We start from the raw sequence: 19066 nt of genomic DNA on the forward strand, positions 1-19066 counted from the left end.
TATAACTCCCAATATTTTCTCTCTATAATTCTTCGTTTTCATCTCCGTCTTCAATGACATCCGAAAGACGGTTTGTAAATTGCTCTGCGGCATTGACACCCATTCGTTTCAATCGGAAGTTCATTGCTGCCACCTCAATGATAACCGCAAGGTTTCGGCCAGGCCGAACAGGAATCGTCAGCTTCGTAATATCGGTATCGATGATTTTCATCTTCTCTTCTTCCAGACCCAACCGATCGTAATGCTTGTTTTGATCCCAAAGTTCGAGGTTCACTACCAAGGTAATCCGTTTATGCGTCCGAACTGCGCCTGCACCAAATAACGTCATGACGTTAATGATTCCCAGTCCCCTGATTTCAAGCAAGTGTTCAATTAGTTCAGGTGAACTGCCGATTAATGTATCTGTATCTTCTTGACGAATTTCGACGCAATCATCTGCGACGAGGCGATGTCCTCGCTTTACGAGCTCAAGCGCCGTTTCACTTTTACCGACACCACTTTTTCCCGTAATCAACACACCGACGCCATAAATGTCAACAAGCACACCGTGGACGGCTGTGGTCGGAGCCAATTTTCCTTCCAGAAAATTCGTGAGTCTGCTTGAAAGCCTGGTCGTCTTCATCGTAGAGGTCATGACAGGTACGGAATTGCGTTCTGATGCCTCGATCAACTCCGGCGGAACCTGCAAGTCCCTGGAAATGATGATAGCCGGTGTGACATCCGTACACAGTTTTTCCATCCGGATCTTCCGTTCGGCATCATCCAATCTTTCAAAAAAAGACAGCTCGGTTTTTCCCAATAGCTGAACGCGTTCCGATGGATAATAATTAAAGAACCCTGCCACTTCCAGACCTGGACGTGATAAATCGCTTGTCACGATTGGACGATGGATCCCTTCTTCTCCACTCACTAATTCTAAATCAAATTTGTCGATAATATCTTTTGTTCGAACTTTAGCCACCTTGGCATCCTCCTTTAATCCTGCAGCAAATTAAGATACCCAGCAAAAAACTGTACACCTTTTCTATTTTAGCATTTTACCACAAGGTCAAGCCACCAAAGTTTTTTCTGAATCATTATTTTCCATAGATGTTTCAATACTGAATGTTGAAAAGTAGTCTTTCAAAAAAATAAAGCTATTTCCACAAATGTGAAAACAGCTTTATCGCTCCTTCCATGGATCAAGGACTGCTTTGTGAATGATCACATTGGCAATAGACATGATGATCGACACGAGAAACGCCATGCCAAACCCATCGATTTCAAGTGCACCGCCCATGATCTGCTCTGTGATGATGAGCGTGATCGCATTGATGACGAATAAGAACAATCCTAGCGTTAATATGGTCACAGGCAATGTCAAAATGATCAGGATCGGCCTCACCAGTACATTCAAAATGGATAATATGAAGCTTGCTGTGACGGCAGCTCCAAATCCTGACACATGAAAACCGTCAAAGAATCCTGCTATGGCGATAAATAAAACTGCATTCAATAAAATTCCAATCAGCCATCTCATTACGTAATAACATCCTCTTCATTAGGTAATACGAACAAAAGCAAGCCGTATGTGATAAGCAAAGGGAACACGCCCGTTGGAAACAGGAGGATGATGAACAATACTCTCAAGATATTTGCATCGATTCCAATCGAATTGGAAATCCCTCCTAATACTCCTGCAATCTTTCGGTTCGAACGTGAACGCGCTAGCTTTTTCATGATGGTATCTCTCCTTCATCCTATGCTTAGTTTTTATTAAGATTCGTCATTTCCCTCTTTTTTATGAGGTTCTCTTTTCATGTTGATCATTAAAGATTGTGTATGGCTGGTTTCGCCTGCAGGATGCCCGTTAATGGAGGGGGGCCCCGGTTGGCGCTCCAATCATCTTAGTTATGAAAATAGCCTTAGAAAAAAGAACATATTTGAGGGATATGACTTTTATAGAAGAAAAGATGATGCCTGCTCATATGTCCCCATTGCCGGATCAAGCTGCCTACGAAAGCTTCTTAATGAAGATGGAGCCGGTTTTCGTATCCGCAAACACATGCATCGGCGATTCAGTGGTGCCTTTTCGCTGGAATTTCAACTGCTTCTGGGCGATTTCACTCTTTTCTTCTAGTACATTCATTCCCTCGAGCTCAAGCTTGAAACCACCTAAATTCGTCTTCAATTCCCCTTCCATGGCAACATTCTCATGTACATAAACATCGACATTCCCGGTTACCGCTTTAACATGAAGGGAGTCGACGGTATCATTTTTAAATTGACAAACCACATTTCCATTAAATGATTGAAGGTCGACTTTTTCAAAAGAACCATCGATCTTCAGTGCACCATTGATCGTTTCCGCTTCAAGCTTTTCAGCAGAACTATCATGGATGGTAATATGACCATTTGCAGTCTCCGCTTCAAGTTTCTTTGTCCTGAGTCCGCTCATATTCATTTTGCCATTTGCAGATTTGGCGGTGAAATCATCGACATCAAGCTCATTCGAGTGAAAGGCGCCATTGAAAATACGAACATTCAATTTTTCATAATGATCCCTTGGCACGAAAATCGTGGTGTCCACCTTCATCCATTTTAGCTGTGTAGAAAAGCGCATCTTGCCATTATCCAGAGTATATAAAGTGTTCTTTAAGAACGTGTCTTGCGCTTCTTCAGGGTCTTCTGTGCGGTATACTTTCGCATGGCAATCGATAAGGAGGTCATTTCGATCCCATGACTTCACATCTACTTTTCCATTTGCGACATCAATATCCATATGCGAAAGGAATACATCTGCCTCTTCGAAGGCGTGAGTGATTTCAACCGACTGACCGAACTGAAAATCAAATTCGAAATCTTTGATTTTTTGAAGGGTGGTGTTGACGAAATCCATTACCTTATCTTTCGTATCCGAAAATTGTTGGGAGTACTTATGGTACCTTTCATTGCTTTCTCGATCCTTTTTCTCTACTTCACGTGAAATTTCATTAAAGATGTCTTTTTCCTTTTGATCCTTGATTGTTTCAGCTTCTTCGAGGGCTTCGAGCAATGTCAATGCTTCTTTTGCGGATAGTGTCCCCTTTTCAACCATATCTAAAATTCGTTTACGTTCATTTTGCATCGTATTTCCTCCTTCAGGATATGTTTTTTATAAGGCTCTGTTAAGCACCGCTGTTGATTTCCACGCAGGTCCTCGTTTTCCGCGGGACTCACTCGAAGTGAGGTCGTTCGATGTTGGCACAGGACAAGGAACTCTTCGACAGCGACACATCGCACGAAGAAAAATGCCTGCCATTTTTCAAGGACGTGCCGAACTTAATCGAACATCCGCCTTACCTCTCCTGGCTTCGCTGCGGGATCTCCCTGACTCCGCATTTCCCGCTGGAGTCTCCGGCTTGTGCTCCAATCAACAGCTTGAAACAGGCTAAAATCAATAATAAGCTTTAACATAGCCTTTTATAAAAGCACTTTGATCCCTTTGTAAACATTCCAGATGACGACTATGAGCGATAAAAGAATCGAAAGGACGATGGCGATGATGAAAAACCCGGGAATTCCGGTTCCGGACGAAAATGTCCCTATGTCCATGAATACAGCCCCGATAATAAACGGAATGGTGATGACGGGGATGATATGTGAGATCAATGCGCTTTTTGCATGTCGTTTCACTTCGGAGTCCTTTACAACGAGCCAAACGATCAGCGGAAGTATGAATCCTGCAAAAAACACACTGAAATAACATAAAGAAGAAATCGCTTTGTTGCTGTTATCGTTCAAAAATATCAACTCCTTGATATCTATACGATGAACCCAACAGAAAAGTTTCATGCATAACCATATGCCATTTCTTTTTCTATAATCCCATTATCTCATTTCCCCCTCCCAATTCCATCGGTCCGCAGATGGAATCCAACCCCTCCCTCTTGGTGCCTGTCACCTAATGTGGAGGGCTGAAGGATGGTATTAAAAAATCAAGCGCCAGAGCGCTTGATTTTTATGAAGAGGTAACCTCAGCTTTTTCCTGTTCATGTATCCGTTTTTCCATGCGGTCACGATCACGCTGGAGAATCGGCGCTAAATATTTGCCTGTATAGGAATCAGGATTTTCAGCAATTTTTTCAGGCGTTCCTGTCGCGAGGATGGTGCCGCCTTTATCGCCGCCTTCAGGTCCCAAATCGACAATGTAGTCTGCTGCCTTGATTACATCAAGATTATGTTCGATGACTAGGACCGTGTCTCCATTTTCAACAAGCCTTTGAAGCACGATCAGTAATCTAGCGATATCATCAACATGAAGACCGGTTGTTGGTTCATCGAGAATGTACATCGATTTACCTGTAGACCTGCGGTGAAGCTCAGAAGCAAGCTTAACCCTTTGCGCTTCACCTCCGGAAAGGGTAGTTGCCGGCTGCCCAAGTTGGATATACCCTAACCCGACGTCAAAAATGGTTTGAAGCTTCCGGCTGATCTTTGGAATGTTTTCAAAGAATTCAAGGGCATCTTCGACCGTCATACCGAGGACATCAGCAATATTCTTGCCTTTATATTTCACTTCCAATGTTTCACGGTTATAACGCTTCCCGTGGCAAACCTCGCAAGGCACATAAACATCCGGAAGGAAATGCATCTCGATCTTTATGATTCCATCCCCACGGCAGGCTTCACAGCGTCCGCCCTTCACATTGAAACTGAATCGTCCTTTTTTATAGCCCCTTACCTTCGCTTCATTCGTGGATGCAAATACATCACGGATATCATCAAACACGCCAGTATAGGTGGCAGGATTGGAACGCGGCGTCCGGCCGATTGGCGATTGGTCGATGTCAATGACCTTTTCCAAATGTTCGATCCCTTTGATTTCTTTATGTTCACCCGGCTTGCTTTTCGCATTATGAAGCTTTTGCGCAAGCGATTTATGAAGGATTTCATTGATCAATGTACTTTTTCCAGAACCGGAAACGCCTGTGACAGAAATAAAGCTGCCCAATGGAAATTTTACATTGACGTTCTTCAGATTATTTTCTTTCGCCCCTTTGATTTCAAGATAGCGCCCGTCGCTCTTTCGACGTTCAAACGGAAGCGGGATGAATTTTTTGCCTGATAGGTATTGCCCAGTCAGCGAGTTTTCATCGTTCATGACATGCTCAGGCGTTCCTGCAGAAACAATATCCCCGCCATGGACACCGGCTCCGGGACCTACATCAATCAAGTAATCTGCTGCAAGCATCGTATCCTCGTCATGCTCGACAACAATCAATGTATTACCGATATCACGCATATTCTTAAGTGTTTCAATCAGCCGGTCATTATCGCGCTGATGAAGGCCGATCGACGGTTCATCCAAAATGTAAAGGACCCCAGTCAGCCTTGAGCCGATTTGGGTGGCAAGCCTTATCCTTTGTGCTTCCCCGCCGGATAATGTTCCCGCAGAACGGCTCAATGTCAAATAATCGAGGCCGACATTGACTAAGAATCCGAGACGTTCACAAATTTCCCTGAAGATCATATGGGCAATCTTCATTTCCTTCTCAGTCAGTTCAAGCTGCTTAAAAAACTGTTCAGCTTCCTCAATGGAATAGGAGGTGATTTCCCCGATATGCTTTTGATCGATCTTCACTGCCAGGCTTTCAGGCTTCAAACGATGTCCTCCACAAGTCGGACAGTTCTGCTGGGCCATATACTTTTCCATTTGCTCACGGATATAATCGGAGCTTGTTTCACGATACCGCCTCTCGATATTTGAAATGACACCTTCAAAATGGATATAGTTCTCACGCACTTGACCAAAGTCATTTTCGTAGCGGAAATATACTTTTTCATTTCCGGAACCGTAGAGCACCTTATCCATTAGATTCTTCGGGATTTTATGGACAGGGACATCCATATCAATGCCGAAATGTGTGCATACCGCTTCCAACAATTGAGGATAGTATTGGGAACTTGTAGGCTCCCACGGCGCAATTGCATGCTCTTTCAGTGAAAGGTCCCAATTCGGGATGACCAGCTCACGATCAACCTCAAGCTTGCTTCCGAGGCCATCGCAGTCAGGGCAAGCGCCATAAGGACTGTTAAAGGAGAACATCCTCGGTTCTAGCTCCCCAATGGAAAATCCGCAAATCGGACATGCATGATGCTCGCTGAACAAGAGCTCTTCTTCACCGATGACATCGATGATGACTCTTCCATCCCCAAGCTTAAGAGCTGTTTCCAACGAATCAGCGAGCCTTGCAGCAACGCCATCCTTCACCACGATCCGATCAACGACCACTTCGATAGAATGCTTCTTATTTTTCTCCAACTCTATTTCTTCACCAAGATCTTGCAATTCATTGTCGATGCGGACCCTTACATATCCCTGCTTCTTAATTTCGTCTAGTGTTTTGGCATGGGTGCCCTTCCTCCCGGATACGACCGGGGCCAAAATCTGCAGCTTTGTTCTTTCAGGATATTCCAAGATTCTATCGACCATTTGCTCGACCGTCTGTGAAGTGATCTCAATATCATGAATCGGACAGATCGGCCGCCCGACACGTGCATACAATAATCGAAGATAGTCATAGATTTCTGTCACCGTTCCAACAGTGGAGCGCGGGTTGCGGCTCGTCGTTTTTTGGTCGATCGAGATCGCCGGTGAAAGGCCTTCGATCGCATCGACATCAGGTTTATCCATCTGGCCAAGGAATTGGCGGGCATATGCGGATAAAGACTCGACGTATCTGCGCTGCCCCTCCGCATAAATGGTGTCAAAGGCAAGTGATGATTTTCCTGAACCTGATAATCCCGTCAACACTACTAATTGATCCCTTGGAATCGTCACATCAATATTTTTAAGATTATGAGCTCTTGCTCCTTTTACAATGATTTTATCCATTCCCATTAAAGCTCATCCTTCCGCTTTCAACTCTAAAATTGAATCACGCAGCTGGGCAGCTCTTTCGAAGTCCAATGCCTTGGCCGCTTCCTTCATTTCGAGCTCCATTTTCTCGATCAGCGATTCTTTTTCTTTTTTCGTCATCTTAGCTGCCGTTGGTTTATATTCTTCCTCTTCTTCTGCAGCATGGGTGGCGCGAATCACATCCCGGACTTCTTTTATGATTGTTTTTGGTGTGATGCCATGCTCTTCATTATAAGCTTCCTGCTTTTCACGGCGCCGTTTCGTCTCGTCCATCGCCTTTTCCATTGAATCGGTGATTTTATCGGCATACATGATGACATGACCGTTTGCGTTCCTGGCAGCACGCCCCATGGTCTGGATCAACGAACGTTCTGAACGCAGGAAGCCTTCCTTATCGGCATCAAGGATCGCAACCAGGGAAACCTCAGGGATATCAAGACCTTCCCTCAATAGATTGATTCCCACTAGAACATCAAACTTTCCTAAGCGCAGGTCTCTGATGATTTGGATTCGCTCAAGCGTCTTGATTTCGGAATGCAAATACTCTACTTTTACCCCGATTTCCTTTAAATATGCGGTAAGATCCTCGGACATTTTTTTGGTCAATGTCGTGACAAGGACACGTTCATTCTTTTCGACCCTCTCATTGATTTCACCAAGGAGATCGTCAATTTGCCCCTCGATCGGCCTGACATCGATTGTCGGATCCAGCAGGCCTGTCGGACGGATGATCTGTTCGACCATTTCAGGGGTATGCTCCATCTCATACGGCCCTGGTGTCGCAGATACATAAACGTTTTGATGGACACGCTTTTCAAACTCTTCAAATTTCAATGGACGGTTATCAAGCGCTGATGGAAGGCGGAAGCCATGGTCCACAAGCACACCTTTCCTTGCCTGGTCCCCGTTGTACATTCCGCGGATTTGGGGAAGCGTCACATGGGACTCATCCACAACAAGGAGGAAGTCATCCGGGAAATAGTCAAGCAGCGTATATGGTGTTGAGCCTGGTGGCCTCAACGTCAAATGGCGGGAATAGTTCTCGATTCCCGAACAGAATCCCATTTCCTGCATCATTTCGATATCATATCGGGTCCTCTGCTCCAGCCTTTGCGCTTCAAGCAGCTTATTATTTTCCCTTAGCACTTTCAATTGTGCTTCAAGTTCTTCCTTAATATTTTCAATCGCAAGCTTCATTTTTTCTTCTCGTGTGACGAAGTGGGATGCAGGGAAGATGGCCACATGATCCCTGTCGCCCATGATTTCACCTGTCAATGCGTCCACTTCGCGGATCCGGTCGATCTCATCTCCGAAAAACTCGACGCGGATGCAATGCTCATCCCGGGATGCAGGGAAGATCTCGACAACATCCCCGCGGACCCGGAATGTCCCGCGGCGGAAGTCAATATCATTTCTTTCATATTGAATGTCTACCAGCTTGCGGAGCAGCTGATTCCTCTCAATCTCCATGCCTTCACGAAGCGACAGTACGAGTTCACGGTATTCTTCAGGGGAACCCAAGCCATAAATGCACGATACACTGGCAATGATGATGACATCCTTCCTTTCAAATAAGGAGGATGTGGCAGAATGGCGCAGTTTATCAATTTCATCATTGATGCTTGCATCTTTTTCAATGAATGTATCGGTCTGCGGAACATAGGCTTCTGGTTGATAGTAGTCATAGTAGCTGACGAAATATTCTACCGCATTGTTCGGGAAGAATTCCTTAAATTCACTGTATAATTGACCAGCCAACGTTTTATTATGGGCAATGACCAAAGTAGGTTTGTTCACTTCTTTAATCACATTTGAGACGGTAAAGGTCTTCCCGGTCCCTGTTGCACCAAGCAGTGTTTGATGCCTCTTGCCGTTATTGATCCCTTTTACGATTTTCTTTATCGCTTCCGGTTGATCGCCCTGTGGTTCATATTTCGATACAAGTTCAAATTGATCTTTCAAAGCAAAGCCTCCCATACTTTGGTTTCGGTTTATTATTCAGGTTCTTGCACAAGTTTTGTTGCTATTAAACAAATAAAGAGGTGAATTAAATGATTTTTAGAAACAGCTAAAACCAACAATTTTTGAGAAAAAAGCCTTTATATAAAAAGTATATTTTTACTATATTGATTTACATATTTTTGCTCATCATCATTCTACCACATTACCCATCTTTCTAACCAACAAAAAGCGAACAAACTTTCGCTTTTTTGATTCACCTTTAGTCTGGCAGCAATCTCATTTTTAAATTATTGGCTGTTTCGTAAAGATTGGTTCTTTTCCTAAAAGGCTGAGTATGGTTGAATTCCGAGGTGCTGGCGGTGAGCCCTCAAGAGTCTAGCAAGTTCCGCTCCAATCAACATTCGAGCCATTATCATCCTTCCCGATCGTTTTGACAAAAAAAAGCATCCGAAATAATCGTATCCGGATGCCTTTTTACTCTATCTATAATTTTCCCCTATAGTCAGGAATTTCTTTCACATTAAAATATCTAACCAAATCTTGATGGCCGTTGCCAAAATCAAAATGCCAAGGAAGATTTGCAAAAACTTCGTGTTTACTTTTTTACCAACCTTGGCTCCAAGCGGTGACGCAATAATGCTTGCAATGACAAGCACGATGGCGGGAATCAATAGTACTTGGCCTGTGATGATCTTGGAAGACATTGAACCGATCGAGGATATAAAAGTTATGGCCAATGAACTAGCAATCGTCATCCTCACAGGGATTTTCAAGACGACGAGCATGATCGGCACAAGCAAAAATGCACCGCCTGCTCCAACGATCCCTGCTGCAACACCTACGATAAATGCCAATGATGACGCAAGCCATTTCGAAAATTCAACTTCATTATTGGGTCTGTCTTCTTTTCCCTTTCTAGGAATGAACATTAATATAACTGCTAATATGGCTAAAATACCGTATACGACATTGATGTTCCCTTCCGACATATGGTCTGAGCCGAAGCCGCCAAGAAGACTTCCGATCAAGACTGCTATCCCCATATAAATAATCAGCTTTTTATTGAGATAACCATCTTTACGGTATGCCCACACACCACTGAGCGTGGCAAAGAATACTTGGACTGCCGTTATTCCTGATGCTTCATGAGCTGTGAACGAAGCAAAACCGATCAGAGGCGGAACGAATAAAAGCAAAGGATAGTTGATGACAGAACCTCCGATTCCAACCATCCCCGAAATGAATGATCCTATAAAGCCCAATATAAAAATAGTGATGATAAAAGCCATACTATAATCCATTTATCTTACCCCTCCCCTCCGGTGCCAGGCACCTGGGTGCCTGGCACCAAAGATGTAAAGTTATAGTCAGGCTTTTTGAATCCAGAATTTGAATACTCCGTCTTCTTCTTTTGCATCGACTAGCTTATTGCCGGTTGATTCTGTCCATGCTTTCAAATCTGTTGTGGAACCTTTATCCGTTGCATGAAGCTCGATCACTTCACCGCTCTCGATGCTATCAATCGCTTTTTTTGTTTTGATGATCGGCATTGGACATGATAATCCTGTTGCATCAATGATTTTCGCTGCATTCATGTTTGTATTCCTCCTAATTTCGTAAATAGATTGATTGATGAACTCTTACCCGTGCACTGCGCAGCGGTTAGGTCCGATTTCCATTTCTCTTTGTTCTTCTTCGTTTGGTTGTATTTTACCCATATTCGTTTGACGGATTTCTAGATATGCATTCGGCTGGGGCGGCAGATTTTCGGTCACAAGCTTGCGGAATTCCGCCTCATCCTCTACGTTCAATCCTGCATTTTTTGCAAATAAATCGCCCAGTCTAGCTGCCACTAGTCCATTTTCTCCGATTTCACTCATCGTTCCGAAATGGGCAGGGAGCACCATTAAATCATCAGACAATTCCTTGTAGCGGCTGTAAAGTGTATTACGCAAATCGCTTACCCAATCTTCCGCTTTACCCGCCAAGTCTGGACGTCCGATTGATTCGACGAATAAGATATCACCTGTGAGCAAATATTGATCATCAATGATAAAGGACGTTGAGCCAATCGTATGTCCAGGTGAATATAATGGCTGAACTTGAACAGTTGTCTGACCGATTTGAAGCTCTGTACCTTCGACTAGTTTGTTGTAATCAAACGTCACTTCTTCTGCATCCTTAGGAGGCAGCCAGTATTGGGCACCCGCTGCTTCGGCAATTTTACGGCCGCCAGAGATATGGTCTGCATGTAAATGCGTATCTGCTGCATGGATAATCGACAACTTGTTTTCCTTTGCAAAATCAAGATAAGCATCGATTGTACGGGCACTATCAATGATCATCGCCTTGCCGTCAGATTCAATTAAATAAGAAAGGCATCCTTTGCCGATGCGGACAAATTGATAAAGTGCTCCGCCGTTGGATAGATCTCCTACTTTTACCGGCTCAAGATATTCGCTCCAGGCTTTCATACCGCCTTCAAGATAGGAAACATTCTTAATTCCTGCCTCCACTAGTTCACCTGCGACAAACATGGATGAGCCTTCTTTTGCACAAACGACCAATACATTTTCTTTAGGAAGCTGATCAAGGATTCCATCTACGCCATCCAATAAATCAAAGTAAGGGACATTGATGGATTTAACATTCTCCCCTTCGATCTTCCAATCTTTATAGGCATCTTCGTTGCGTACATCCAAAATAAATAAGTCTTCTTTTGAAAGAACTTTCTTTGCTGCTTCTTTCGCTGTCATTGCAGTTAACATATTGATAATTTCCTCCCCTTTTATTGATTCTCCAGAGGTCCATCCCACTTGGACATTCCAGGCACCACATTATAGATTTTCTTAAAGCCTTTGCTTTGGAGCTTTTGGCAGGCAAAATCACTGCGGCTGCCAGTACGGCAGACAACAAAGATTTCTTTTGAATCATCCAATTCTTCTGCTCTTGCCTCGATTTCACCCAATGGAATGGATACAGCTCCCGGTATATGTCCGAATGAATATTCTGCGGGTTCCCTTACATCTACAATGATGGCATCGTCGTTCAATTTATTGGCCAGTTCTTCATTATCGATAGTCATTTCAAATTTTTTCTCTACCGCTTCTTCGCTATTGCTGGCTTTACGGATATAGTGCTTTAACAATTCGCCTTCTTCGATTGTTCCTAAATATTGATGGCCGGAGCTCTCAGCCCAAGCGGCCATATCTGCTTTAGATCCTTTATCGGTTGCAAGGACTTCGAGCACCTGGCCAGCTTCAATTTCATTCATGGATTTCCGGGTTTTCACGATAGGCATCGGGCATGCCAAGCCTTTTGCATCTAGAGTCAAGTCTGTTTTAATCATTAAGTTAAATCCCCTTTCTTGTTGTTCCGTGATTATCTCCAAGCACTCATTCCACCACGTACATTCGTCACTTTTTCAAAGCCTTTTTTCTTCAATAGCTTCGCTGCTTTTTGACTGCGCATGCCGCTTTGGCAAATGACTACAATCTCTTCATCTTTTTTAAGTTCAGAAGCTTTGCCGCCGAGTTCATGAAGAGGAATGTTGCGAAATTCTTTTATATGACGAGTGTTATATTCACCCGGAGTGCGTACATCTACAAATTGCTTTTTCCTGTCTTTCAGCTGAGTTTTCAATGTCGCAGCATCTATATGTTGAATGCCTTTAGCTGGCATGATTGTTCGAATGAAATAAATAAGGATGATCGCGATTATTACATACTGAATCCAATTCATGTTGAATCCTCCATTAGTACCACACGGGGTATATTTTTAATTAAAAAAATTTATCGGCTTTTTACTAATAATTGAACTGCTTCTTTTACCAATGTTTCTGTTTCTTCACCTTTTTCGATGTTGTTTCGAACGCATTGCTCCAAATTCTCGCTGACAATGACTCCAATTGTTCGTTCAAGCGCACCTTTGACAGCGCTGAGCTGTGTCACTACATTACTGCAATCCTTCTGTTCGTCCATCATGCGAAGCACACCTTTCAGTTGGCCTTCCACACGCTTAAGACGATTTTTGACTTCTTTTGAATATTCCATGTACTGCTCCTCCTCTATACAGCAATTAATACCAGCCCGCCCACCAGGTGCCTGGCACCAATGGGGGCGGGGTGGCGGAGGGTTATTTAGAGAGAAGGTTCATGATGGCATTTGGATCGAATCCAATAACCCACTTTCCGTTGATTTCAGTTTGCGGCACACCCATTTGACCGGTCGTCTCGACCAGCTTTCTCGCGGCGGCTGCATCCCTTTGTACATTCACCTCTTGGAACGGTACATTTTTCTCTTTAAGAAAATTTTTCACCATTACACAATAAGGACACGTTGTGGTCGTATATACGGTCACATCATGATTCATCTCTATATTCTCCCTTTCATATAAGATCTTTGTTAGCCGATCAACAGAATATTATCCAAAGAATCTTAGAATGTTAATGTCATATCTGCATCTTTCGCGAAGTTCAAGAAGGATGCTGCTCCTCCAACTTCAATGCCATCGACGAATTGCTCTTTTTCAAGACCCATTACGTCCATTGTCATTTGGCAAGCGATCAACTTAACGCCCATTTCTTGAGCCATTCCAACTAATTCTTCAACAGATGGAACGTTTGCTTGTTTAAAGCCTTCTTGGAAATGCTCTTTACCTTCTGGCAACGGAAGGTTTTTCAATCCTTCTTTGTGGATTTGGTTCAAACCTTCAAATGTGAAGAAAATGCCGACTTCTGCATCTGTTGCAGCTGCCGCTGTTGCAATATTGAATACTTTATATGCATCAAATAAACTTCCGTTTGCTGATATAATAGCTACTTTCATAATTTAAATTCCTCCTGAAAAATAATTTTTGTTGGTTAATACCTAATACGGTATTTATACTATACCCCTTTAGGTATTTTGTCAATGGCCGAATATTTATTTTTCTTTTTGTCTAAGCCCATTTTGAATTTGGGCTGTATTCTTAAAGTTTTTTGTTATTATTCACATAAGTAAAGTTGATTGGAGCGAAAGGATTCTCGCACCTCCCACTCCAATCAACACTAAATTTTTTTACAAAAGGCATCCGATTTTATAAAACAAATCATCCGTAATCATTCTTTTTCTACCGGACCATCTGCTTTCTTCCAAGCCGCAATCCCGCCGTCCATATTGACGATCTGTTTAAAGCCGTTTGCTTGAAGCAGGCTTGTTGCGATGGCCGAACGAGCTCCGGATTGACAGTGGACGATCAATTTTTTATTTTCCGGAATTTCTTTCACATGCTCTTTCAAGTGACCCAACATAAAGTGATGGGCTCCCGGAATATGTCCGTCTTTCCATTCTTGGTCATTACGGACATCAATAACATAGTTGGAAGAATCATCGTACTCCCTCATAAGTTCATTAACGGATTCTGTAGAATAGGTTTCAAGATTTCCCTTACACTCTTGAAGGACATCTGTTCCTGTATATCCCTTGATTCGATCGAAGCCGATTGAATGAAGAGATTTTACGACCTGATCGATTTCATCCGTTATCAGGATGATGTCTTGATCATAACCAACAATCCACCCTGCCCAATTTGTAAAGATTTTATTGTATGGAATATTGATGGAACCTTTAATATGCCCTTCAGCATAATCCTTGGCAGGTCTCGTATCGATCAATACAGAACTTTCGCCTTCTTCAACAGCTTTTTTCAGCTCTTTTTCACCTTCAAGAAATGGAACCTCGTCTTCCGATAATAATGCTGGTCCTTCCTTGTTCACTTTTTTCATCATTGCAAAGTAAGATGGTGCTTCTGGCTGATCGCTCAACAATGCCTTCGCAAATTCCGCTTCATCATTGATTTTCAATGCCCAGTTATTGATCTTTTCATAGCCGACAGTCGATTGTGGGACAGCTCCAAGTGATTTTCCGCAGGCGCTTCCAGCTCCATGTCCCGGCCAAACCATACAATAGTCAGGCAGTTCCTTGAATTTTTTCAACGAATGGAACATATCCTTGGCCCCTTTTTCTGATGTTCCTTTCACACCCGCTGCTTTCTCCAACAGGTCGGGACGGCCGACATCTCCAACAAAGACAAAGTCGCCTGTGAAAATACCCATTGGAACTTCAGAGCCCCCGCCTTTATCTGTAAGCAAGAACGAAATGCTCTCGGGGGTATGTCCCGGGGTATGCAAGACCTCTAATTCTACGTTTCCTACATTAATGATGGAACCTTCCTTCACCAATTCATAAGAAAGTCCGGTTAAATACTGATACTTCCATGATTCATCACCTTCATCGGAAAGATAAAGCGTGACATCATGCTTCTCGGCAAGCTCTCGTGCTCCGGACACAAAGTCGGCATGAATATGTGTCTCCGCAGCTGCTGCAAGATGGAACCCTTCTTTTTTTGCCGTCTTGATATATGGCGTGATGTCCCTTGCAGGATCGATTACAATCGCCTCACCTGTTTTCTGGCAGCCGATCATATAAGAGTACTGAGCTAAATCTGCATCAAAAAAACTTCTTAAAAACATATCATTATTGCCTCCTTTATTTTTATCTCCAAATTACCCCTATGGGTATATTGTATACTTTATCAGTTCCCTTTTCAAATCTTTTCAAACATCATTTTTTAATTTTCCACCATTAAGTGATCTTTATTCAAGGTCCATGTTTACTTATTAAAAAACGTCTGCAGAAGATTTTATTTGGAATCTCTTCATCAGACGTCTTTTTTTAATATTTTTTCTGCATAATAAAAACCGAGTGTGAGGGATGCTGCATCGATGACAATAAGGGGAAACGTGTGTGTATATCCTTTATAAGCAGAAGCTGCAATCAGGGCAACGGTCAAAATCAACCCGATGATGCGGTTATAAGTGACCCTCGAGAATAATATGACAAGCAGCCCAGGCAGAAAGATCGCGGATATAACTTTATCGAACATGTTCAAATCCTCCCATGAACGTATTGAACATTGTGAAAACGCTACAAATTCTATTTTTTCACAAATGGGAGTGGTTAGGCAACATTTAACATAAAAATAATTTTCATTTTATTCATTTAATTTCATTTATTGCAGAAGAAATCATCTTATCGGTAATTTCGTTTAATTCACTTTGATCGATAAAACGCTCGTTTTGCATATCTGGAAGGATGTCGTTCAAGAAATATTGGACACTGGCAAGCTCTTTGAATTTTAAGATGGTACTGAGGGCTTCCTGATAGATCTCCCAAAAAAGCGGCTCTGGATTTCCTTTTTGAATTTCACCGAAGGATTCGTAAAGCAAATCGATTTTATCAGCGACCGATAATATCTTACCTTCCAGGGTATCATCCTTTCCCTCCTTGAAACGGGCAAAATAGGCCCCTTGGATATCTTCGGGAAATTCTTTTTCAATGAATTTCTTCGACATCTCCTCTTCAACTTGGCTGAATAATTCCCGCAGCTCTTTTGAAGCATATTTGACAGGCGTTTTGATATCGCCCGTAAACAGTTCTGCGTAGTCATGATTCAGAGCTTTCTCATATAACGTTTTCCAGTTCACTTCCTGTCCATTTTTCTCTTCTATCGTCCCCAGGAATTGAGCAATTTTCGTGACCTTAAAAGAATGGCTTGCCACGGTATGCTCGTGATATTTAAACTTCCCTGGACAGCGGATCAGTTTTTCCAAGTCGGATAAACTTTTAAAATAGTTATGAACACCCATGTCTATCACCTTTTTTAAAGTATTTCGAAGGATTTTATCACTTCCGGCTGGAAGATTCAACTAAAATCAAATTATTTAGTGCATCCAATGCTCCGATTGCTGTTTTGCTTTAAATCTTCTTATTATACGTATGAAGGTATCTATAAGTGACTTCTTACATAGATATTTCTTCAATAAAAATCCAAATAGTGACTATAGAGGCTCTTTTCGAAAAGTTTGCTGTTAGTTGTCAGTGGTTATGCATGGTTTATTTCCGCTCTAGGGCGGGTGGTGATTTCAACGAAGTCCCGCACTTTCCGCTCTAATCAACATCAAATGGTGAAATAATAAAAAAAAGCAATCACAATATTATTGAAAAGGCAGACTCAAAAAAGGCCGGCACGATTGCCAGCCTTCCTCTCAAGCTAATACTTTTTTCTTTCAATCATAACGGTCAAACTGATCAAGGTTACCAGAATGGTTGCCCCCATATCAGATAGGATGGCAATCCAAAGTGTCAACAGCCCGGGGATGGTCAAGAGCAAGGCAATGAGCTTCAATCCCAGCGCCATCCCGATATTCCACCGAATGACACGATTCACTCGTTTGGAAATTTTGATCGCTGCCGGCAGCTTGCCCAAATGGTCCTGCATGAGAACGATATCCGCAGTTTCGATCGCACTATCCGTCCCTTTCCCCATGGCGATCCCGAGATCTGCCATGGCCAATGCAGGTGCATCATTAATGCCGTCACCAATCATGGCTACACGTCCATTCATGGTGAGTTCTTTCACCTTTTCCACTTTTTCTTCCGGCATCAAACCGCCATAATAATCCGTCAAACCGATTTGCCCGGCCACTTTTTCTGCCATGAGCTGATGGTCACCGGTCAGCATCACCGTCTGGATTCCGGAATCATTCAAACTTGAAATGATCTCCCTGCTTTCATCCCTTAATGAATCCCGCAACCCAAACATGCCCAAAATATGGTCCTCATCTGAAACAATAACGAGCGTGAATCCCTCGTTTTTCAATTCATTGATTGCGATTTGAATGTCTGCAGGAACATCGATCATCAGGCTCTTTTCATTACCCACTCGGTATTCCTTCCCATTAATATGGGCAATGACACCCTGACCCGCTACAGTCTGGATTCGCTCAGGCTTGAAATATACCCATTCATTTTCACTCAACTTTTCCATGACTGCCTGTGCAATCGGATGCGAAGAGCTTTTTTCGACTGAGCCTGCAATTTTGAAAAACAACTCTTCATCATAGACCTTCACTTTTTCAACGAAGGGCGCCCCCTTTGTCAATGTCCCAGTTTTATCAAACGCGATGGTATCTATTTTACCGAGCTTTTCAAGAAAGACACCGCCTTTTACGAGGATGCCATTGCGCGCATTGCGTGTAATCCCCGACACGATGGCAATCGGCGAAGATAAAATCAGGGCGCACGGACAACCGACGATCAATACCGCCAGCCCTTGGTAGAACCATTCTCCCCAATTGCCGCTCATGAATAATGGTGGAAAAACCATGACAAAGATTGAAATCAGCATCACGATTGGCGTGTAGTATTTCGCAAACCGATTGATGAACTGTTCGGTCGGGGTCTTCGTTTCCTGCGCCTCTTCCACCAAATGAAGAATTTTGGACAATGAAGAGTCCTTATATGGCTTTAGAATTCTCACCTTCAGGACACCTTCATTATTAATGCTTCCTCCAAAAACGTTTTCACCGTCGAATTTTTCGACCGGCATTGACTCACCGGTGATGGCCGCTTCATTGACAGAGCTGATACCTTCTGCAATGACCCCATCGGAAGGGATTTTCTCCCCGGCCTTGACGATGACCAAGTCTCCTTTTTTTAACGAATCAATGGCAACCGTTCTCTCAATGCCATTTTCATAAAGGGTGGCTTCCTTGGGCGCCACCTTTAGAAGAGCCTCCATGGAACGGCGCGCCTTTTCCATCCCAAGCCCCTCCAAATATTCATTCAGCCCGAACAGGATGGCGACGAACGTTCCCTCTCTCCAATCACCGATTGCAAATGCACCGACGAGGGCAACGGTCATCAACGTATCAATATTGAATTTCAACTTGAAAAGATTTTTAAATCCTTTCACGAACGTTTTATGCCCACTCAGTACAGTGGCAAATAAAAAGAAGAAAACGGCCGCCAGGTGATTCCATTGGTAATCGATAAAAATCGCTCCGGCAAACAACAGCACAGACAGGGCAAGCATCAATTTTAGGCGATCTGCTTTTTCATGGGTATGCTCATGTTGCCCCTCTGGCTCTTCTTCCAGAGACTCATCGATAATCTTTGCACCATCAGATGCAAGGATTTTATCCACACGCTGCCGATCGATTCGGTCATTCAACACGAGCTTGCTGGAGTTGAATAATATTTTTGCATCATCCCCATGCTCCAGTTTATTGATTTCCTCCTCAAGCTCCCTTGCACAATTGGCACATGACAGGCCTTGCAGCTTGTATTCGGCCATACAAAAAACCTCCCGTAAACCTATAAGTTAAGTCAACACTTTGACGGT

20 protein-coding genes are annotated in these 19066 nt (G+C 43.1%); 1 reads left to right on the plus strand and 19 read right to left on the minus strand.

Annotation, left to right across the window (positions count from 1 at the left end):
* Positions 1–22: 22 nt before the first annotated feature.
* From hprK to D9X91_RS06265, 4 genes are all read right to left on the minus strand, one after another.
* Positions 23–961 carry an HPr(Ser) kinase/phosphatase gene (hprK, locus tag D9X91_RS06250; protein ID WP_121679723.1) on the minus strand — a complete coding sequence of 313 codons (939 nt, stop codon included), beginning with the start codon at positions 959–961 and terminating at the stop codon, positions 23–25.
* 201 nt (positions 962–1162) lie between these two features.
* Entirely contained in the window at positions 1163–1519 is a 357-nt protein-coding gene (locus D9X91_RS06255; RefSeq protein ID WP_121679724.1) for a phage holin family protein, read from the minus strand.
* Entirely contained in the window at positions 1519–1719 is a 201-nt protein-coding gene (locus D9X91_RS06260) for a PspC domain-containing protein (protein ID WP_121679725.1), read from the minus strand. The genes D9X91_RS06255 and D9X91_RS06260 overlap by 1 nt, the downstream gene beginning before the upstream one ends.
* Before the next feature lie 274 nt (positions 1720–1993).
* Positions 1994–3106, minus strand: a complete 1113-nt coding sequence (locus D9X91_RS06265; protein WP_121679726.1) for a DUF4097 family beta strand repeat-containing protein — start codon at positions 3104–3106, stop codon at positions 1994–1996.
* Positions 3107–3216: 110 nt separating this feature from the next.
* Between D9X91_RS06265 and D9X91_RS06270 the strand changes: the two genes are divergently transcribed.
* Positions 3217–3432, plus strand: a complete 216-nt coding sequence (locus D9X91_RS06270; protein WP_121679727.1) for a hypothetical protein — start codon at positions 3217–3219, stop codon at positions 3430–3432.
* Between the two features lie 9 nt (positions 3433–3441).
* On the opposite strand, the gene D9X91_RS06275 is transcribed toward D9X91_RS06270, so the two are convergent.
* The 15 genes from D9X91_RS06275 to D9X91_RS06345 form a co-directional block, all read right to left on the minus strand.
* The gene (locus D9X91_RS06275) at positions 3442–3762 is read right to left on the minus strand and encodes a DUF4870 domain-containing protein (protein ID WP_233569711.1); all 321 of its coding nucleotides are present in this window, start codon (positions 3760–3762) and stop codon (positions 3442–3444) included.
* Between the two features lie 217 nt (positions 3763–3979).
* Positions 3980–6862, minus strand: coding sequence for an excinuclease ABC subunit UvrA (gene uvrA, locus D9X91_RS06280; protein ID WP_121679729.1), 2883 nt, complete (start codon positions 6860–6862; stop codon positions 3980–3982).
* A gap of 6 nt (positions 6863–6868) precedes the next feature.
* The gene (gene uvrB / locus D9X91_RS06285; protein WP_121679730.1) at positions 6869–8842 is read right to left on the minus strand and encodes an excinuclease ABC subunit UvrB; all 1974 of its coding nucleotides are present in this window, start codon (positions 8840–8842) and stop codon (positions 6869–6871) included.
* Positions 8843–9357: 515 nt separating this feature from the next.
* Positions 9358–10143, minus strand: a complete 786-nt coding sequence (locus D9X91_RS06290; RefSeq protein WP_121679731.1) for a sulfite exporter TauE/SafE family protein — start codon at positions 10141–10143, stop codon at positions 9358–9360.
* A gap of 66 nt (positions 10144–10209) precedes the next feature.
* Positions 10210–10437 (minus strand): sulfurtransferase TusA family protein, encoded by a 228-nt coding sequence (locus D9X91_RS06295; RefSeq protein ID WP_121679732.1) that lies wholly within the window; start codon positions 10435–10437, stop codon positions 10210–10212.
* Between the two features lie 45 nt (positions 10438–10482).
* Positions 10483–11610 (minus strand): MBL fold metallo-hydrolase, encoded by a 1128-nt coding sequence (locus tag D9X91_RS06300; protein ID WP_121679733.1) that lies wholly within the window; start codon positions 11608–11610, stop codon positions 10483–10485.
* A 20-nt stretch (positions 11611–11630) separates the two neighbouring features.
* Positions 11631–12191: a sulfurtransferase TusA family protein gene (locus D9X91_RS06305; RefSeq protein WP_121679906.1), complete on the minus strand. Its 561-nt coding sequence runs from the start codon at positions 12189–12191 to the stop codon at positions 11631–11633.
* 32 nt (positions 12192–12223) lie between these two features.
* Positions 12224–12583 carry a rhodanese-like domain-containing protein gene (locus D9X91_RS06310; RefSeq protein WP_121679734.1) on the minus strand — a complete coding sequence of 120 codons (360 nt, stop codon included), beginning with the start codon at positions 12581–12583 and terminating at the stop codon, positions 12224–12226.
* 50 nt (positions 12584–12633) lie between these two features.
* On the minus strand, positions 12634–12894 hold the full coding sequence (locus tag D9X91_RS06315; protein WP_121679735.1) for a metal-sensitive transcriptional regulator: 261 nt from the start codon (positions 12892–12894) through the stop codon (positions 12634–12636).
* Positions 12895–12976: 82 nt separating this feature from the next.
* Positions 12977–13213 carry a glutaredoxin family protein gene (locus D9X91_RS06320; RefSeq protein WP_121679736.1) on the minus strand — a complete coding sequence of 79 codons (237 nt, stop codon included), beginning with the start codon at positions 13211–13213 and terminating at the stop codon, positions 12977–12979.
* Positions 13214–13278: 65 nt separating this feature from the next.
* Positions 13279–13668 carry a DsrE/DsrF/DrsH-like family protein gene (locus D9X91_RS06325; RefSeq protein ID WP_121679737.1) on the minus strand — a complete coding sequence of 130 codons (390 nt, stop codon included), beginning with the start codon at positions 13666–13668 and terminating at the stop codon, positions 13279–13281.
* Between the two features lie 272 nt (positions 13669–13940).
* Positions 13941–15353, minus strand: coding sequence for an MBL fold metallo-hydrolase (locus D9X91_RS06330; RefSeq protein WP_121679738.1), 1413 nt, complete (start codon positions 15351–15353; stop codon positions 13941–13943).
* A gap of 188 nt (positions 15354–15541) precedes the next feature.
* Positions 15542–15766 (minus strand): CsbA family protein, encoded by a 225-nt coding sequence (locus D9X91_RS06335; RefSeq protein ID WP_121679739.1) that lies wholly within the window; start codon positions 15764–15766, stop codon positions 15542–15544.
* 112 nt (positions 15767–15878) lie between these two features.
* Positions 15879–16529, minus strand: a complete 651-nt coding sequence (locus D9X91_RS06340; protein ID WP_121679740.1) for an HD domain-containing protein — start codon at positions 16527–16529, stop codon at positions 15879–15881.
* Between the two features lie 404 nt (positions 16530–16933).
* Positions 16934–19018, minus strand: a complete 2085-nt coding sequence (locus D9X91_RS06345; protein ID WP_121679741.1) for a heavy metal translocating P-type ATPase — start codon at positions 19016–19018, stop codon at positions 16934–16936.
* Positions 19019–19066: the final 48 nt, after the last annotated feature.

Origin of the sequence: Falsibacillus albus, assembly GCF_003668575.1 — a bacterium.
GTDB classification, from domain to species: domain Bacteria; phylum Bacillota; class Bacilli; order Bacillales; family DSM-25281; genus Falsibacillus; species Falsibacillus albus.

Coding starts and splice junctions, on each gene's coding strand:
- D9X91_RS06290 (WP_121679731.1), bottom strand. CDS start 10,143: ATGGATTATAGTATGGCTTTTATCATCACTATTTTTATATTGGGCTTT.
- D9X91_RS06340 (WP_121679740.1), bottom strand. CDS start 16,529: ATGGGTGTTCATAACTATTTTAAAAGTTTATCCGACTTGGAAAAACTG.
- D9X91_RS06265 (WP_121679726.1), bottom strand. CDS start 3,106: ATGCAAAATGAACGTAAACGAATTTTAGATATGGTTGAAAAGGGGACA.
- D9X91_RS06330 (WP_121679738.1), bottom strand. CDS start 15,353: ATGTTTTTAAGAAGTTTTTTTGATGCAGATTTAGCTCAGTACTCTTAT.
- D9X91_RS06270 (WP_121679727.1), top strand. CDS start 3,217: ATGTTGGCACAGGACAAGGAACTCTTCGACAGCGACACATCGCACGAA.
- D9X91_RS06260 (WP_121679725.1), bottom strand. CDS start 1,719: ATGAAAAAGCTAGCGCGTTCACGTTCGAACCGAAAGATTGCAGGAGTA.
- D9X91_RS06325 (WP_121679737.1), bottom strand. CDS start 13,668: ATGAAAGTAGCTATTATATCAGCAAACGGAAGTTTATTTGATGCATAT.
- D9X91_RS06295 (WP_121679732.1), bottom strand. CDS start 10,437: ATGAATGCAGCGAAAATCATTGATGCAACAGGATTATCATGTCCAATG.
- D9X91_RS06305 (WP_121679906.1), bottom strand. CDS start 12,191: ATGATTAAAACAGACTTGACTCTAGATGCAAAAGGCTTGGCATGCCCG.
- D9X91_RS06335 (WP_121679739.1), bottom strand. CDS start 15,766: ATGTTCGATAAAGTTATATCCGCGATCTTTCTGCCTGGGCTGCTTGTC.
- D9X91_RS06300 (WP_121679733.1), bottom strand. CDS start 11,610: ATGTTAACTGCAATGACAGCGAAAGAAGCAGCAAAGAAAGTTCTTTCA.
- uvrA (WP_121679729.1), bottom strand. CDS start 6,862: ATGGGAATGGATAAAATCATTGTAAAAGGAGCAAGAGCTCATAATCTT.
- D9X91_RS06310 (WP_121679734.1), bottom strand. CDS start 12,583: ATGAATTGGATTCAGTATGTAATAATCGCGATCATCCTTATTTATTTC.
- D9X91_RS06345 (WP_121679741.1), bottom strand. CDS start 19,018: ATGGCCGAATACAAGCTGCAAGGCCTGTCATGTGCCAATTGTGCAAGG.
- D9X91_RS06315 (WP_121679735.1), bottom strand. CDS start 12,894: ATGGAATATTCAAAAGAAGTCAAAAATCGTCTTAAGCGTGTGGAAGGC.
- D9X91_RS06255 (WP_121679724.1), bottom strand. CDS start 1,519: ATGAGATGGCTGATTGGAATTTTATTGAATGCAGTTTTATTTATCGCC.
- D9X91_RS06320 (WP_121679736.1), bottom strand. CDS start 13,213: ATGAATCATGATGTGACCGTATATACGACCACAACGTGTCCTTATTGT.